The following is a 15,359-nucleotide window of genomic DNA, read 5'->3' as shown; positions in this document are numbered from 1 at the left end:
GACGACCCTCCCAGTTGTAGACCCAGGCCCCGACGACCCTCTCCCGCCGCATGCCCGAGCGGGGGTGATGCCTGATGGATTACGTCATGCTGGCCGTGGGGCTCGTGCTCACCGTGGGAACCGGACTTTTCGTCGCGAGCGAGTTCGCCCTCGTCAATCTCGACCGCGCCGACCTCGAGGCCCGTCGCGCAGCCGGGGAGACCCGTCTGTCGCTCACGATCGACGCCCTGCGCATCACCTCGACGCACCTCTCGAGTGCCCAGCTGGGCATCACCCTGACGACGCTGCTCACCGGTTACACGATGGAACCGGCGATCTCGAACCTGCTCCGACCGGCCTTCCAGGCGTGGGGCCTGCCCGAAGCGCTCGTCGTCGGCCTCGCCGCCGTCATCGGCGTGGGCTTCGCGACCGTCCTCTCGATGATCCTGGGCGAGCTCGTCCCGAAGAACTTCGCCCTGGCGATCCCGCGGCAGACGGCGAAGCTCGTCATCCCGTTCCAGGTCGCCTTCACCGCGGTGTTCAAGCCGGCCATCCTCGTGCTCAACGGCAGCGCGAACGGCGTGCTGCGCGCGATGGGCGTCGAGCCCAAGGAGGAGCTGTCGGGAGCGCGTTCGGCCGAGGAGCTGTCGAGCCTCGTGAAGCGTTCCGCCAGCGCCGGGATGCTCGAGAAGGACACCGCCTCGCTGCTCGATCGCAGCCTCACCTTCGCGCGCCTCAGCGCCGCCGACGTGATGACGCCGCGGCCGAGCGTGCACGCGCTCGCCGCGGGCGATCCCGCCGACGACGTCGTGCAGCTCGCGCGACGCACGGGACACAGCCGCTTCCCGGTTTACGGCGAGTCGATGGACGACATCCTCGGCGTCGTGCACCTCAAGGCGGCGATCGGCGTGCCGCGCGACCGCCGCGCCGACGTGCCGGTGGCCGCTCTCGCCACCGAGCCCCTGCGGGTGCCCGAGACCGTGCACCTCGACACGCTCGTGTCGGAGCTGCGCTCGCGCGGCTACCAGATGGCGATCGTCGTCGACGAGTACGGCGGGACGGCCGGGGTCGTGACCCTCGAAGACCTCGTGGAGGAGATCGTGGGCGAGGTGCTCGACGAGCACGACCGCTCGCGCGCCGGCGTCGTGCGCTCGGCCGCCTCGGTCACCTTCCCCGGCGACCTGCGCCCCGACGAGGTGCTCGATCGCGCGGGCGTCCGCGTCCCGGAGGGGGAGGTCTACGACACCGTGGGCGGGTTCATCATGGCGGCTCTCGAGCGCATCCCCGCGGTCGGCGACACCGTCGCCCTCGACGACGGCGTCCTGGCCGTGCAGCGCATGGACGGACGTCGCGTGGACCGCGTGCAGTTCACCCCCACCCCCGAGGAGCAGGGCGTGAACGACCTCGTCCGCGCGGCGAAGGGGGGTGACCAGTGATGAGCGACTGGGCCGGAATCGCCTGGCTGGTCGTGCTGCTGGCGGCCAATGCCTTCTTCGTCGGCGCGGAGTTCGCCGTCATCTCGGCACGACGCTCGCAGATCGAGCCGCACGCCGATCGCGGGTCGCGCGCGGCCAAGACCGCGCTGTACGCGATGGAGCACGCGACGATGATGCTGGCGACCTGCCAGCTCGGCATCACGATCTGCTCGCTGCTGATCCTGAACGTGTCGGAACCGGCGATCCACCACCTGCTCGAGGGTCCGCTGGGGCTCACGGGCCTGCCCGAGGCCGCGGTCGGGGTGATCGGCTTCGTCGTCGCGCTCCTGCTGGTGTCGTACCTGCACGTCGTGTTCGGCGAGATGGTCCCGAAGAACCTGGCTTTCTCGCTGCCCGATCGCGCCGTGCTGATGCTCGCCCCGCCGCTGGTGGCGGTGTCGAAGGCGTTTCATCCGATCATCGTGGCGCTGAACTGGACGGCCAACCACGTGCTGCGGCTGTTCCGCGTGGAGCCCAAGGACGAGGCCGCCTCGACCTACACCCTCGACGAGGTCGCGACGATCGTGACGCAGTCGCGTCGTGAGGGGGTTCTCGACGACGCCGCCGGAACGGTGACGGCGGTGGTCGAGTTCACCGAAAAGAAGGCCGCCGACATCGCGGTGCCGATGGCCGATCTGGTGACCCTGCCCGAGACGACGACCCCGGCCGAGATCGAGCGCGCCGTCGCCCAGCACGGATACTCGCGATACGTCATCGTCGACGCGGCCGGTCTTCCCACCGGCTACGTGCACCTGAAAGACGTGCTGCGCGCAGCGGAGGGGTCGGATGCCGACATGGCACGGCCGATCCCGGGCAAGCGCATCCACCACATGGTGTCGGTGCTGGAGACCACCGACCTCGAGGACGCCCTGGCGCTCATGCGCCGCTCCGGGCGCCATCTCGCGCAGGTGCGCGACGAGGCCGGCGACGTACGGGCGATCCTCTTCCTCGAGGACGTCATCGAAGAACTCGTCGGCGAGGTGCAGGACGCCACCGAGCGTCGTCGCTTCGTCTGACGCTTCCTTCCGGGACAGCGGATGCCACGGGCCCTCGGCCGCGTGGCATCCGCTGTTCTGCGTTCCGCGGGCGACGGCGCTCGAGGCCGCACGAACCGCTCGAGGTCACGCGCCGCGCCGCGCCTCTCCCGTGATCGCGGCAGGATCGTGCGATCTCGGCGTCGATGCGGGCAACGGCGGGAGCGGGCCTCAGTACGCGCGCAGGTACTGCGCGGGGGCGGGGGAGTCCGCGCCGAGGGCGGCGGCGGCGCGCAGGGCGTAGTGCGGGTCGCGCAGCCACTCCCGAGCCGACATCACGGCGTCGGCGCGCCCGTCGGCGATCACGTTCTCGGCGAGCGCCGGGTCGTCGATCATGCCGACGGCGCTGACGAGCAGCCCCGTCTCGCGGCGAACGGTCGCGGCGTACTCGACCTGGTAGCCGGGTCCGGGCACGATGCGCTGCTGGGGGACGAGCCCGCCGCTGGACACATCGATGAGGTCGGCACCGGCTTCGGCGACGAGTCGGGACGCGGCGACCGTGTCGTCGACGCTCCATCCGCCCTCGGCGGCGTCGGTCGCGGAGAAGCGCACGAACACGGCGGCCTCGGGCGCGGCGGCGCGCACGGCCTCGGTCACGCGTACGAGCAGGCGCGTGCGGTTCTCGAACGAACCCCCGTAGGCGTCGTCGCGGTGGTTGGTCAGGGGGGAGAGGAACTGGTGCAGCAGGTAGCCGTGGGCCGCGTGCAGCTCGAGCACCTGGAATCCGGCGTCGACGGCCCGGCGGGCGGCATCCGCGAAGTCGGTGACGACCTTCTCGATCCCGTCGGCGTCGAGCGCGGCGGGCTCGGCGAAGTCGGCGTAGGCGATGGCCGAGGGAGCGACGGTGCGCCATCCGCCGTCGGCGACGGCGACGGAGCCGCGCGCGCCGGAGAGCGGCGCCGAGGTCGACGCCTTGCGGCCGGCGTGACCGAGCTGCACGCCGGCGACGGCTCCGCGGGCACGGATGGCCGCGACGACGGGCCGCCACGCCTCGGCCTGCGCATCGGTCCAGAGGCCGGCATCCTGGGGAGAGATCCGGCCCTCGGGTGAGACGGCGGTGGCCTCGGCGATCACCAGGCCCGCCCCTCCCGCGGCGAACTGCGCGAGGTGCACGTGGTGCCAGTCGTTGGGGACGCCCTCGACCGCGCTGTATTGGCACATCGGCGACACCCAGAGGCGGTTGCGCAGCTCGATACCGCGAATGGACAGGGGAGTGAAGAGGGCGCTCATGGGGGACCTTTGCGTTCTAGGGTGACGCCATGACGGCGAAGGACTGGGGCGGACGCGATGCCGCCCGCGTACTGCGGAGGCCAACGGCGGACGACGACAAGTATTCCCGCGGGGTCGTGGGCGTGCGCACGGGGTCGGCGCGCTACCCCGGCGCAGCGGTGCTGGGTGTCGAGGCCGCCTGGCGCACGGGCACCGGGATGGTGCGCTACCTCGGCCCGCAGCGCGCGCAGGACCTCGTGCTCCAGCGTCGCGCCGAGACCGTGACCGCCGACGGTCGCGTGCAGGCGTGGGTGATCGGATCGGGGACGGATGCCGCGGAGCGCGACGCCGCCGAGACCGCGGCGCTGCGCAGCATCCTGCGGGGAGAGCTCCCGGTCGTCGTCGACGCGGGCGCCCTCGATCTCGTTCCGGGGGCGTCCGCCCCGGTCATCGTGACACCGCACGCGCGCGAACTCGACCGGCTGCGCCAGGCGCTGGGGCTGCCGCAGGCCTCGACCGACGACCGCGAGCGCGTCGCCCGGGAGACCGCGGACGCGTTCGGCGGGGTGGTGCTGTCGAAGGGCGCCGTCACCGTGGTGGCGGCGGCGGGCGGATGGGTCCGCCGCGTAGCGGCGGGGACGCCCTGGCTCGCGACCGCGGGCACCGGCGACGTGCTGGGCGGTGTCCTGGGCGCCCTCACCGCGTCCGCCGTGGCGGCCGGACGCACCGGCGTCGACGACCTCGCCGCGTGCGCGGCGACCGCCGCGTGGGTGCACGGGCGCGCCGGCGTCGTCGCGTCCCTCGCGGCCGGTGGCGAGGGCGGTCCGATCACCGCACTCGACGTCGCCGAGGCTCTGCCGCGGGTCGTGGCGGAGCTGATGCGGGACTCGATCGCATAACGGTTGTCCCGCCGGCGACGCGGGGTCGGGGGAGCGCGTCCGAGGCGCGCGGGGTGACCCGCTTAGGATCGGGGGGTGCTGAGGCGTGTCGTTCCCCTGTTGATCGCGTTCGTCGCCGTGCACGTCGTGGTGGGGGTCCTGGGCTACCAGCAGCCCAACGAACCCATGGGCGACGTGTACCTGGTGTACGAGCCGTGGTCGCGCTGCGCGCTGTTCGGCGGCATCGACGTGACCTCGTGCACGCGCAGCGACACGTGGCAGTGGCCCGGGATCACCGAGAAGTGGATCTACCCGCAGCTCGCTTTCCTGCCGATGACCTTCGCGTGGCTCTTCGCCTGGGCGGTCGGCTACACCCCGGCCTGGGCGATCACCGTCGCCCTCTTCAACCTCATCGCCTTCGTGGTCCTCGTCGGCGCGGGCCGCTCGCGCGGTCGCGTGCTGGCCGCCTGGTTCTGGCTGGCGGCGATCCTGCTCATCGGCCCGGTCGGTATCTACCGCATCGACGGCATCACCGTGCCCTTCGCCATCCTCGGCGGGATCTGGATGCTGCGTCGCCCGTTCCTGGCATCCGTCCTGCTGTCGGTGTCGGTGTGGATGAAGGTGTGGCCGGCGGCCATCCTCGCTGCGGGGCTCGTGGTGGTGCGCCGTCGTCTGGCCCTCGTCTGGGGTGCCGTCGCCGTGTCGCTGGCGACCATCATCCCGGTGGTCGCGCTCGGCGGAGCGCCCTTCGTCTTCGGGTTCGTAGGGGATCAGACCTCGCGGGGCATCCAGATGGAGGCGCCCGTCGGCGGGCTCTACATGTTCCTCGCGGCGTTCTACGTTCCCGGGAGCGAGGTGTACTACGACGGCGACGTGCTCACCTTCCAGGTGACCGGACCGGGGGCCGACGCGGTTATCGCCGCGATGACCCCGATCATGCTCCTGACCATGGTGGCGGTCGCGGCCGTCGGCGTGTGGAAGCTGCGCCACGGGGCGACCTTCCTCTCGCTCTTCCCGCCGCTGTCGTTGGCATTGGTCACGGCCTTCATCGCCCTGAACAAGGTCGGCTCGCCGCAGTACTACGTCTGGCTGTTCGCGCCGGTGGTGCTGGGGCTCCTGCTCGACCGTCGCCGTTGGTTCGGCTTCGCGGCCCTCACCCTCGTGATCTCGGGTCTGACGCAGTGGATGTATCCGCTGCTCTACGACGGCCTCATGGCGACCCATCCGAATCCCTTCCCCGTGGTGGTGCTCGAGGTGCGCAACCTCCTCGCGCTGGTCCTGCTGGTGTGGGCGATCGTGCGCGTCGTCCGGGTCCCGGTGGGGCGCGTGCGACCGCCCGCGGGCCTGCGGGAGATCGTGACGGGACGCCGCCCCCTTCCCCCGCGGGTGCCCTCGGGCCGCTGACCGGCGGGTGACGGGGGAGCGCGGGCCGTGCTCCGCCGGTTCCGCCACACTGGGCCGCCCCGTAGTCTCGACGCATGCTCATCGCTTTCTCCGTCGCCCCCTCCGGCGTCGGCACCGCCGCCGCCGAGAACCCCGACGCCTCGGTGCACGACGCCGTGGCGGCCGCGGTCGCCGTCGTGCGCGCGTCCGGTCTGCCGCACCGCACGACCTCGATGTTCACCGAGGTCGAGGGGGAGTGGGACGAGGTCTTCGCCGTCGTCAAGGCGGCGACGGATGCCGTGATGCCCTACGGATCGCGCGTCTCCCTGATGCTGAAAGCCGACATCCGCCCCGGGCACACGGGCGAGATCGACGGCAAAGTCGAGCGGCTCGAGGAGGCGCTGGAGCGTCGCGAGGGCCGCGCGGACTGAGATCGCGTCAGGTCGCGGGTGGGTCGGTCCAGACGCGCTTGGTGATGGCGGCGACGTCGGCGTCGATGCGCGCGAGGTCGCCGCGCAGGCGGCTCTCGACGCTGTCGATGGTCGCCTTCAGCCCCGCCTCGACGCTGTCGATCTTGGCGTTGAGTCCGGCTTCGACGCTGTCGATCTTGGCGTTGAGTCCGGCTTCGACGCTGTGCAGCTCCATGCGGGTGACGCGACTCTCGGCCATCGACTCGGCGCGCAGGGAATCGATGCGCGCCTCGAGGCGGTCGGTGTTCGCGGTGATCACCTTCGTGAGCGAGCCCATGATGAGGTTCGTGCTGAAGGTCATGCCGCCCAAGACGGCGGCGGCGAAGGTCCCGATCAGGACCCAGACCTGGGGTTCGGTCATCTCCGGCATCCCTTCATTGTGCGGGGGAGGGTTCGAGAGTGCCACGGGGTGAGCGGGTGAAATCCGGCGGTCATCGGGAAGGGGGAGAGATCGGCCGATCGGCCATCTGGGGAGGAGGTGAGCCCGGGAGCGAAACGCGCGAAGGCCCGTGCCGTCGTCGCCTCGAAACGATTCGACCGGACGTCTGAACGCGGCTAACATCGACGGGTGACCTCTTCGACTCCCTCGAGAGGTGCGGCGATGCGGGCGCTCCTTTCCCTCGCCATCGGCAGTTTCGGCATCGGCATGACCGAGTTCGTCGTGATGGGCCTGCTGCCCAACATCGCGCGCGAACTCCTGCCCGGCGCCTGGGCGGCGTCTCCCGACGACGCGATCGCTCAGGCCGGGTGGCTCATCTCGCTCTACGCCCTCGGGGTCGTCGTGGGCGCGCCCACCATCGCGGGGTCGGTCGCGCGCTTCCCGCGCCACCGCGTGATGATCGTGCTGGCGGTGGCGCTGGCGTTCTTCACGCTGCTGACCGTGATCGCCCCGACGTTCGAGCTCGTCGCGGCATCCCGGTTCCTCGCGGGACTGCCCCACGGCGCCTACTTCGGGATCGGCGCCCTCGTGGCCGCCGACGCGCTCGGACCGGGCAATCGCGCCAAGGGCGTCGCGTTCGTGCTGACCGGCCTGACGATCGCCAACGTCGTGGGCGTGCCGCTGGGCACGCTGCTCGGGCAGCAGGTCGGCTGGCGCGCGGCGTTCGCCGTGGTGACCGCGATCTTCGCCCTGGCGGCGGTCTGCATCGCCCTGTTCGTGCCGTCGCATCCGGGCTCCCCGGGGAGGCGCCTGCGCGACGAGCTGCGCGTGTTCCGGATCGGTCAGGTCTGGTTCGCGCTCGGTATCGGGGCGGTCGGCTTCGGCGGCTTCTTCGCGATGTACAGCTACATCGCGCCCATGATCACCGACGTCGCGGGTCAGCCCGAGTGGGCGGTCTCGCTCGTGCTGGTCCTCGTGGGCGTGGGGATGACGGTCGGCAACATCGTCGGCGGCGCGCTGGCCGACAAAGACCTGCGCTTCTGGCTGTACGTGGGGCTGATCGCCCTGGGCGCGGCATCCGTCGGTCTGGCGCTGACGGCGACGTGGATCGTGAGCCTCGTCTTCTTCGCCTTCCTCGTCGCCTTCTGCGGATCGGCCCTGAGTCCGTCGATCCAGACCCGCCTCATGGACGTCGCCGAAGACAACCAGTCCATCGCCGCAGCCCTCAACCACTCCGCGCTGAACATCGGCAACAGCCTCGGCGCATTCCTCGGCGGGCTCGCGATCGCCGCGGGACTCGGGTTGGTCGCCCCGGCGTGGGTCGGTGCGGTACTGGCCCTGGGCGGGCTCGCGGTGGCGTTCGTGTCGTACCGGGTCGAAGACCGCTCCGGCCGCCATCCCGCGCACCGGATGCCGGCGGCCGAGGCCGCGCAGACCGCGATCACGGGATCGATCCCGACGCAGCGCTGAGCGCCCACGGCGGGGCCGGCGTGCGCGTCTGCCCGATCGGCGATCGAGCGTCCCGGACACGCCGCCGACGGCCCGGCCGGGAACGCCGTGTCCGGGACGGTCACGTGCAGGGGCGGGTGCCGGCGGAAACGGATGCCGGGCCGACCGGCATCCGGGATCGTCAGGTCGCGAGGAGGCGGCGCAGGTGCGTGGCGACGGCGGCGGTCTCGATGAGGAAGCCGTCGTGCCCGAAGTCGCTGGCGAGCACGATCGACCGGTCGCCGTCGAGGGTGTTCGCCACGCCCCGCGCGATGCGGTGCTGCCCGTCGATGGGGAACAGGCGGTCGCTGTCGATGCCCAGGACGAGGGTCGTGGCGGTGACGCGACCGAGGGCGTCTTCGACCCCGTCGCGATCGCGTCCGACGTCGTGCGAGTTCATGGCCTCGACGAGGGTCAGGTAGCTGTTCGCGTCGAAGCGGCGGGTGAACTTGTTGCCGTGGAAGTCGAGGTACGACTCCACCGCGAAGCGTCCGCCGCGCCCGAGCGGGCTGACCCCCGACTGCCACGATCGCTGGAAGCGCTGGTTGAGCTCGGTGGGGCTGCGGTAGTTCAGCAGCGCCATCCGCCGCGCGAGGGCGAGGCCGCGATGGGGGCCGTCGCCGTCGCCGGCGTCGTAGTACTCGCCACCGGCGAAGCGGGGGTCGACGCGGACGGCGTCCAGCTGCACGGAGTTCAGGGCGATCTGGTCGGCCGTCGTGATCGGCGGGGCCGACAGGATCGCCGCGCGCGCGACGCGGTCGGGGTGCCCCACCGCCCATTCCAGGGCGTGCATGCCGCCCATCGACCCGCCCACGACGGCGAACCAACGGTCGATGCCGAGCGCATCGGCGAGGGCCGCCTGAGCGGCGACCTGGTCGCGGATGGTGAGGTACGGGAAGCGCGAGGCCCACTCGTACCCGTCGGGCGCGATGCTGGCCGGACCCGTCGAGCCCTGGCATCCGCCCAGCATGTTGGGGGCGACGACGAACCACCGGTCGGTGTCGATCGCGGCTCCCGGGCCCACGAGATCGCTCCACCAGCCCGCCGTGGCGTGGCCGGGGCCCGCGGCGCCGCGGACGTGGCTGTCGCCGGTGAGGGCGTGCAGGATCAGGACGGCGTTGTCGCGCTCGGGTGACAGCTCGCCCCACGTCTCGTAGGCGAGACGCACGTGCGGGAGCGATTCGCCGTTCTCGGTCGTGAAGGGGCCGAACGAGACGAATCGTCGATCGCCGACCGGATCTCCGTCGCGCCACGCGCCGGTCGCCGGGGGGCGACCGAGCAGAGACCGCGCGTCGGCCTCCGTCACCGGTGCCGAGGGCACGGTGTCTTCGGAGATCTGCCAGTCCATGGCATCCATTCTCTCCGGTGTCCGCGGGCGGACGCGGTCTGTTACGACGCCGGAGGACTCGGATGCCGATTGTCCAGCCCCCGTCTGCGCCCGGGTGGGATGGTCATGATCCCGGCATGGCGAACTTCCTTCTCATCGCGGCCTCGAGCGACATCGGCCAGGCGACGGCGACACGACTGAGCGACGCGGGACACCACGTCGTGACCACCGCGCGGGACTCCTCGCGCATCGACCCCGATTTCACTCTCGACGCCACCGACTTCGACGCGGTCGACAAGGTCGTCGCGGAGGCGGGGGAGCTCGACGGCATCGCGGTCTTCGCGGGGTCGATGCTGCTCAAGCCCGCGCACCTGACCTCGCGCGCGCAGTACGACGAGCTCATCGCGGCCTCGCTCACGACCGCGTTCGCCGCGGTGCGGGCGGCCGGCGCTCACATGCGCGACGGGGGAGCGGTGGTGCTGGTGTCGTCGGCGGCGGCGCTGGCGGGCCTGCCGAACCACGACGGGATCGCGGCGGCCAAGGCCGGCGTGATCGGGCTGACCCTGTCGGCCGCCGCGAGCTACGCCGCACACGGGCTGCGCGTGAACGCGGTCGCCCCGGGGCTCGTGCAGACGCGGCTGACCGAGAAGCTCACCTCGAGCGACATGTCGCGCAAGGTGTCGGAGGCGATGCACCCTCTCGGCCGGCTCGGCGAGCCCGACGACGTGGCGCGCGCGGTGGAGTTCCTGCTCGCCCCGGAGAACGCGTGGATGACGGGGCAGGTCCTCGGCGTCGACGGCGGCCTCGGCAGTCTGCGTCCGCGGCAGAAGATCTGACCGCCGCGGCGCGAGTCGCCGAGTTTTTTCGCTTTCCGGTAGCCGAAAGCGACGAAAACTGGCGACTCACGCGGGAGGGACGAGGAAGCGCCCCGCCCCGAGGGAACCGGGGCGGGGCGCTTCCGTGCGGGCACGGGTCAGGCGCGCGCGGCCTCCGACAGGCGACGCGCCGCGGCGAGGGCCTGGTCGAGGTCGGCCTTGAGGTCGTCGATGTTCTCCAGACCCACCGACAGGCGCACCAGCCCGGGGGTGACCCCGGCGGTCAGCTGCTGCTCGGGCGTGAGCTGCGAGTGGGTGGTGGATGCCGGGTGGATGACGAGGGAGCGCACGTCGCCGATGTTGGCGAGGTGGCTGAACAGCGACAGCGCGTTGACGAACTCGCGGCCCGCCTCGACGCCGCCCTTGAGCTCGAACGACAGCACCGCGCCGACGCCCTTGGGGGCGTAGTTGTTGGCGGCGGCGTACCAGGGCGAGGTGGGAAGGCCCGAGTAGTTCACGGTCGCGACGTCGGGGTGCGACTCGAGCCACTCCGCGATCTCCTGCGCGTTCTGGACGTGGCGCTCGATGCGCAGCGACAGGGTCTCGATGCCCTGGATGAGCTGCCAGGCGCTCTGCGGGGCGATCGAGGCGCCGAGGTCGCGCAGCAGCTGCACGCGGGCCTTGATGATGTACGCGAGACCGTCGCCCACCGCCTGCGTGTACACGGCGCCGTGGTACGAGGGGTCGGGGGTGGTCAGGCCCGGGAAGCGGTCGGAGTGCTCGGACCACGCGAACGTCCCGCCGTCGACGATGACCCCGCCGATCGTCGTGCCGTGACCGCCGAGGAACTTGGTCGCCGAGTGGACGATGATGTCGGCGCCGTGCTCGAAGGGGCGGATCAGGTACGGGGTGGCGATCGTGTTGTCGACGATGAGCGGCACGCCCGCCTCGTGAGCGACGTCGGCGACGGAGCGGATGTCGAGGACGTTGATCTTGGGGTTGCCGATGGTCTCGGCGAAGAACAGCTTGGTGTTCGGGCGCACCGCCGCGCGCCACGCCTCGGGGTCGTCCTGGTTCTCGACGAAGGTCGTCTCGATGCCGAGCTTGGCGAGGGTGTACTTGAAGAGGTTGTACGTGCCGCCGTAGATCGAGCTCGACGACACGATGTGGTCGCCGGCCTGGGCGATGTTGAGCACGGCGAAGGTCTCGGCCGCCTGGCCGCTGGCGACGAGGAGGGCGCCGGTGCCGCCCTCGAGGCCGGCGACGCGCTGCTCGACGACGTCTTGCGTGGGGTTCTGGATGCGCGTGTAGATGTTGCCGAACTCGGCGAGCGCGAACAGGTTCGCGGCGTGGTCGGCGTTGTCGAACACGTACGAGGTCGTCTGGTAGATCGGCGTGGCGCGCGCCTTGGTGACCGGATCGGGTTGAGCGCCCGTGTGGATCTGCTTGGTCTCGAAACGCCAGTTCTCGGGTGCCGACATGGCTGCTCCTCAAATTCTGAGAGGCCGAGCGGTCGCCCTGGCCTGCTGCGAGCGTAGACACGGGTGAAATCCCCGACAACCACGGAGGAAACTCGCCGTCACACAGGGACTCCCTCCGACGCGGCCGGTGTCGGAGGGGAGCAGTAGCGTGGATGCCATGACGCGACGTGCAGTGGTGACCGGGGCCAGTTCGGGGATCGGGGAGGCGACGGCGCGACTGCTCCGCGCGCGGGGGTGGGACGTCGTCGGCGTCGCCCGCCGGGCCGAGCGCCTCGCGGCCCTCGAGGCCGAGACGGGCGTGGTCGCGCACGCCGCCGATGTGACCGACCCCGACGCGGTCGCGGCGCTCGCCGCGTGGCTCGACGAGACCGGCGGCGTCGATGCGCTCGTGCACGTGGCCGGAGGGGCGCGGGGCAGCGACCGCGTCGAAGACGGCGACGCCGGGGACTGGCGCTGGATGTTCGAGGCCAACGTCCTGTCGGGACAGCGGCTGGTGGCATCCCTCCTTCCCGCCCTGCGGCGCGCGGCCGATGCGGAGGGGCACGCCGACCTGCTGTTCGTCACGTCCACCGCCGCGCAGACGGCGTATCCCGGCGGCGGCGGGTACAACGCGGCCAAGGCCGGCGAGGCGATGCTGGTGCACGCCCTGCGGCAGGAGCTGAACGGCGAACCGCTGCGCGTGATCGAGATCGCCCCGGGCATGGTGCGCACCGAGGAGTTCACGCTGAACCGTCTGGGCGGAGATCAGGATGCCGCCGACAAGCTGTACGAGGGCGTCGAGGCGCCGCTGGTCGCCGACGACGTGGCCGACGTGATCGCCTACGCCCTCGACGCCCCGGGGCACGTCAACCTCGATCTGGTGACGGTGCGCCCGGTCGCGCAGTCGGCGCAGCACCTGCTCGCGCGCGGTCCGCTCACGACCCGCTGAGGTCGAGTCCCGGCGGTGCCGGCCGAGTCGGTGCGGGCGGGCGCTCCGTCAGACGACGTCGCCGCGCGCGGCGGTCGCCCGCGCCTCGGCGTCGCCGTCGGCGAACGCCACCTTCGGCACGAAGAACAGCAGGATCGCGGCGAGGAAACCGCCCGCGCTGCAGATGACCCAGACCGTGACATAACCGGCGAACGGGGCGGCCGTGCCGATCGCCGCTCCCGCCCCGCCCGCGAGCACCACGCCGAAGACGGCCGACGACATCGTTCCGCCCACCGTCTTCGTGGTGTTGGTGAGGGCGGATGCCACGCCCGTCTGGCCGCGCGGGGCGGCGGCGGCCGCGGCGGCGGGCATGGCCGCGACCAGGGCGCCCGAGCCGAGGCCCGCGATCCCGAGGCACAGCAGCACCTGCCACAGCGTGGTGTGAAGTGGGAGGAAGAGGGCGTACCCGATGCCGACGAGGGCCGCCGCCCCGATCAGCACCACCCGCGGGCTCGCGCGGCGAGAGGTGGCGGCGAAGAGGATCGCACCCACGATGAGCGAGACGAGGTACACCCCGATCACGTTGGAGCGGTCGGTGGCATCCAGCCCGAGCCCGTACCCGAGCGACGGATCGGTTCCGGCATAGGTGGCCAGCGGACCCTGCGCGCCCAGCAGGCTGATGCCGACGAGGAACGCGGTGGCCTGCACCGGCCACATCTCGGGGCGGCGCAGCACGCGGATGTCGATCGCGGGGTCGCTCCGGCGCAGCTCGAAGCGCACGAACACCGTGCCCAGCACCGCTCCGGCCACCAGGAGCCCCACGATGACGACGGGTCCCGGCCCTTCCGGCAGTCGCACGAACGACAGGGCGCCCGTGACGCACAGGAGCGCTCCGGCGAGGATCGCGAAACCACCCACGTCGAGCCGGCGCTGTCCGCCGGTTCGCTCGGACTCGGGCACGCCGAGCCAGATGACGACGCAGATCAGGGTGACCACGATCGCGGGGATCGCGAGCGAGAGGCGCAGGTCGCCCCCGGTGGCGGCGAACAGGCGCCCGGCCGCGAGAGCGCCGAGGATCGCGCCGACCTGGAGCCCCACCACGAGGAGGCCGGCCGCGCGCCGCGTCCGTGACACGCCGTGGGCGCCGCGTCGGCCGCGATCGAAGATGAGGGCGATCTCGAGCGGCAGCCACACGACGTAGAAGCCCTGCAGCGCCCACGCGGCCAGGAACGTGCCGAAGGAGTCGGCGAACACGAGCCACCAGCTCGCGGCGGCCGTCGCGAGCGCGGAGAACAGCAGGATGCGCTTGTGCCCGAACATGTCGCCGAGCTTGGCGAGCACGGGCAGCACGAGCGCCGAGAGCAGCAATTGCGCGGCCTCGAACCAGTTGACGTCGGCGTCGCGGATGCCCAGGTGCACGACGATGTCGGGGAGCAGGGGCACGTAGAACCCCTGCAGGATGCCGCTGGCCAGCTCGACCAGTACGAACCACCCGATGAGGCCCGCGGTCACGCCGAGGGCGGACGAACGCACCCTCGCGACCGCGCCGGAGACGCGCGACATGGCGCGAGAGTAGCACCGGGCCCGCGAGCGCATTGGTCGGCGGTGCGCACTGCCCTCATCGGCGTGCTATTTTCACTCGTAAACGTGCAGATTCGAGGGAGGCTTCGTGACGTTCGACGCGCGACGACCCTCGATCCGCAACGGTGAGGCGGGCCTGCGGGCCGGAATGAGCACCGCCGAGATGCTCGAGCGATTCGCGCGGCTCAACGCCCTCGATCCGCGCGACGCGATGCAGCATATCGCCGACGCGACCTCGCCCTCCCCCTATCTGCGCGCTCGCCTCGTGGCCGACCGTCTCGCGGCCGAGAGCGGCGCGCCCGGTCGCGCCTTCGACGCCGCGCTCGCCGATCCGTTCTTCGACCGGTGGCTGGCGGCTCGGGGGTTCATCGCCCATCGCGGCGTGGCGTGGGCGCGCGTGCGGACGCTGGGCCATCATCCGATCGTCCTGACCCTGGCCTCGATCGCACGCCTGCGCACCCGCACCGAGCTCGTGCGGCTCGACGAGGACCTGCGACGCGGCTGCGCGGCGCTCGGTCTCGATCTGCTGTCGGGCAGTGCATCGAGCGCGCGACGGGATGGTCTGCGCGGTTTCTCGCATCCCGCGCGGCCGTGGCAGCAGGCGGGTGTGCACGTGAGCGCGGCGCGGCCGTGGCGCTGGATCGAGTGGGAGCGGTTCGCGGTGCTGCTGCATCGGCACGGTCTGCGCGCGCGGTTCGGGCTCGAAGAAGACCAGGTCGCCGTCACGCCGGGTACGCCGATCGTGATCTGGAACCCCACCGCGACGTCGATGCCCCTCGTGGGGGCGACGACGGCCGCGGTCGAGCTGCGCGTGGTGGGTCGGCCCTGACGGATCCCGCCGCGCCGGGGACGGGGTGCTCGCGGGGCCTCGGGATGCGACGTCGGGGCTTTCGAGACCGCGATGCGTCCGGGGCATCTTTCTGTGTTAGTTTCTGCTCATAAACAAGCAAAAA

14 protein-coding genes are annotated in these 15,359 nt (G+C 71.8%); 9 read left to right on the top strand and 5 right to left on the bottom strand.

What is annotated here, in order from left to right:
• Positions 1–74 precede the first annotated feature (74 nt).
• Both RWH44_RS01500 and RWH44_RS01495 read left to right on the top strand, forming a co-directional pair.
• Entirely contained in the window at positions 75–1,415 is a 1,341-nt protein-coding gene (locus RWH44_RS01500) for a hemolysin family protein (RefSeq protein WP_298874611.1), read from the top strand.
• A complete protein-coding gene (locus tag RWH44_RS01495) occupies positions 1,415–2,470 on the top strand; it encodes a hemolysin family protein (RefSeq protein ID WP_298874613.1) in 1,056 nt (351 codons plus the stop codon). The genes RWH44_RS01500 and RWH44_RS01495 overlap by 1 nt, the downstream gene beginning before the upstream one ends.
• A gap of 189 nt (positions 2,471–2,659) precedes the next feature.
• Here the strand turns inward: RWH44_RS01495 and RWH44_RS01490 are convergent, their stop codons facing one another.
• Positions 2,660–3,718 carry an NADH:flavin oxidoreductase/NADH oxidase gene (locus tag RWH44_RS01490; protein ID WP_316003203.1) on the bottom strand — a complete coding sequence of 353 codons (1,059 nt, stop codon included), beginning with the start codon at positions 3,716–3,718 and terminating at the stop codon, positions 2,660–2,662.
• A gap of 29 nt (positions 3,719–3,747) precedes the next feature.
• Here RWH44_RS01490 and RWH44_RS01485 point away from each other — a divergent pair, with 29 nt between their 5' ends.
• From RWH44_RS01485 to RWH44_RS01475, 3 genes are all read left to right on the top strand, one after another.
• Entirely contained in the window at positions 3,748–4,596 is an 849-nt protein-coding gene (locus tag RWH44_RS01485) for an ADP-dependent NAD(P)H-hydrate dehydratase (protein WP_316003202.1), read from the top strand.
• A gap of 75 nt (positions 4,597–4,671) precedes the next feature.
• The gene (locus RWH44_RS01480; protein WP_316003201.1) at positions 4,672–5,979 is read left to right on the top strand and encodes a glycosyltransferase family 87 protein; all 1,308 of its coding nucleotides are present in this window, start codon (positions 4,672–4,674) and stop codon (positions 5,977–5,979) included.
• Positions 5,980–6,053: 74 nt separating this feature from the next.
• Entirely contained in the window at positions 6,054–6,389 is a 336-nt protein-coding gene (locus RWH44_RS01475; protein ID WP_316003200.1) for a thiamine-binding protein, read from the top strand.
• Between the two features lie 7 nt (positions 6,390–6,396).
• Here the strand turns inward: RWH44_RS01475 and RWH44_RS01470 are convergent, their stop codons facing one another.
• The gene (locus RWH44_RS01470; RefSeq protein WP_316003199.1) at positions 6,397–6,789 is read right to left on the bottom strand and encodes a hypothetical protein; all 393 of its coding nucleotides are present in this window, start codon (positions 6,787–6,789) and stop codon (positions 6,397–6,399) included.
• A 240-nt stretch (positions 6,790–7,029) separates the two neighbouring features.
• Between RWH44_RS01470 and RWH44_RS01465 the strand changes: the two genes are divergently transcribed.
• Positions 7,030–8,277 carry an MFS transporter gene (locus tag RWH44_RS01465; RefSeq protein WP_298875750.1) on the top strand — a complete coding sequence of 416 codons (1,248 nt, stop codon included), beginning with the start codon at positions 7,030–7,032 and terminating at the stop codon, positions 8,275–8,277.
• Between the two features lie 160 nt (positions 8,278–8,437).
• Here the strand turns inward: RWH44_RS01465 and metX are convergent, their stop codons facing one another.
• The gene (metX, locus tag RWH44_RS01460) at positions 8,438–9,643 is read right to left on the bottom strand and encodes a homoserine O-acetyltransferase MetX (RefSeq protein ID WP_316003198.1); all 1,206 of its coding nucleotides are present in this window, start codon (positions 9,641–9,643) and stop codon (positions 8,438–8,440) included.
• Positions 9,644–9,759: 116 nt separating this feature from the next.
• On the opposite strand from metX, the gene RWH44_RS01455 reads away from it, so the two are divergent.
• On the top strand, positions 9,760–10,458 hold the full coding sequence (locus RWH44_RS01455) for an SDR family NAD(P)-dependent oxidoreductase (RefSeq protein ID WP_298874632.1): 699 nt from the start codon (positions 9,760–9,762) through the stop codon (positions 10,456–10,458).
• Between the two features lie 137 nt (positions 10,459–10,595).
• Here the strand turns inward: RWH44_RS01455 and RWH44_RS01450 are convergent, their stop codons facing one another.
• Positions 10,596–11,918 carry a bifunctional o-acetylhomoserine/o-acetylserine sulfhydrylase gene (locus RWH44_RS01450; protein WP_298874635.1) on the bottom strand — a complete coding sequence of 441 codons (1,323 nt, stop codon included), beginning with the start codon at positions 11,916–11,918 and terminating at the stop codon, positions 10,596–10,598.
• A gap of 157 nt (positions 11,919–12,075) precedes the next feature.
• Between RWH44_RS01450 and RWH44_RS01445 the strand changes: the two genes are divergently transcribed.
• Positions 12,076–12,846 carry an SDR family oxidoreductase gene (locus RWH44_RS01445; protein ID WP_316003197.1) on the top strand — a complete coding sequence of 257 codons (771 nt, stop codon included), beginning with the start codon at positions 12,076–12,078 and terminating at the stop codon, positions 12,844–12,846.
• A gap of 48 nt (positions 12,847–12,894) precedes the next feature.
• Here RWH44_RS01445 and RWH44_RS01440 read toward each other — a convergent pair whose 3' ends face one another.
• Entirely contained in the window at positions 12,895–14,388 is a 1,494-nt protein-coding gene (locus RWH44_RS01440) for an MFS transporter (RefSeq protein ID WP_316003196.1), read from the bottom strand.
• Positions 14,389–14,494: 106 nt separating this feature from the next.
• Between RWH44_RS01440 and RWH44_RS01435 the strand changes: the two genes are divergently transcribed.
• Positions 14,495–15,235: a hypothetical protein gene (locus RWH44_RS01435; RefSeq protein WP_316003195.1), complete on the top strand. Its 741-nt coding sequence runs from the start codon at positions 14,495–14,497 to the stop codon at positions 15,233–15,235.
• Positions 15,236–15,359: the final 124 nt, after the last annotated feature.

Source organism: Microbacterium phycohabitans (genome assembly GCF_032464935.1).
GTDB lineage: Bacteria > Actinomycetota > Actinomycetes > Actinomycetales > Microbacteriaceae > Microbacterium > Microbacterium phycohabitans.
The sequence above is the reverse complement of the archived record's forward strand: the minus strand, read 5'-3'. Positions and strand labels throughout refer to the sequence as shown.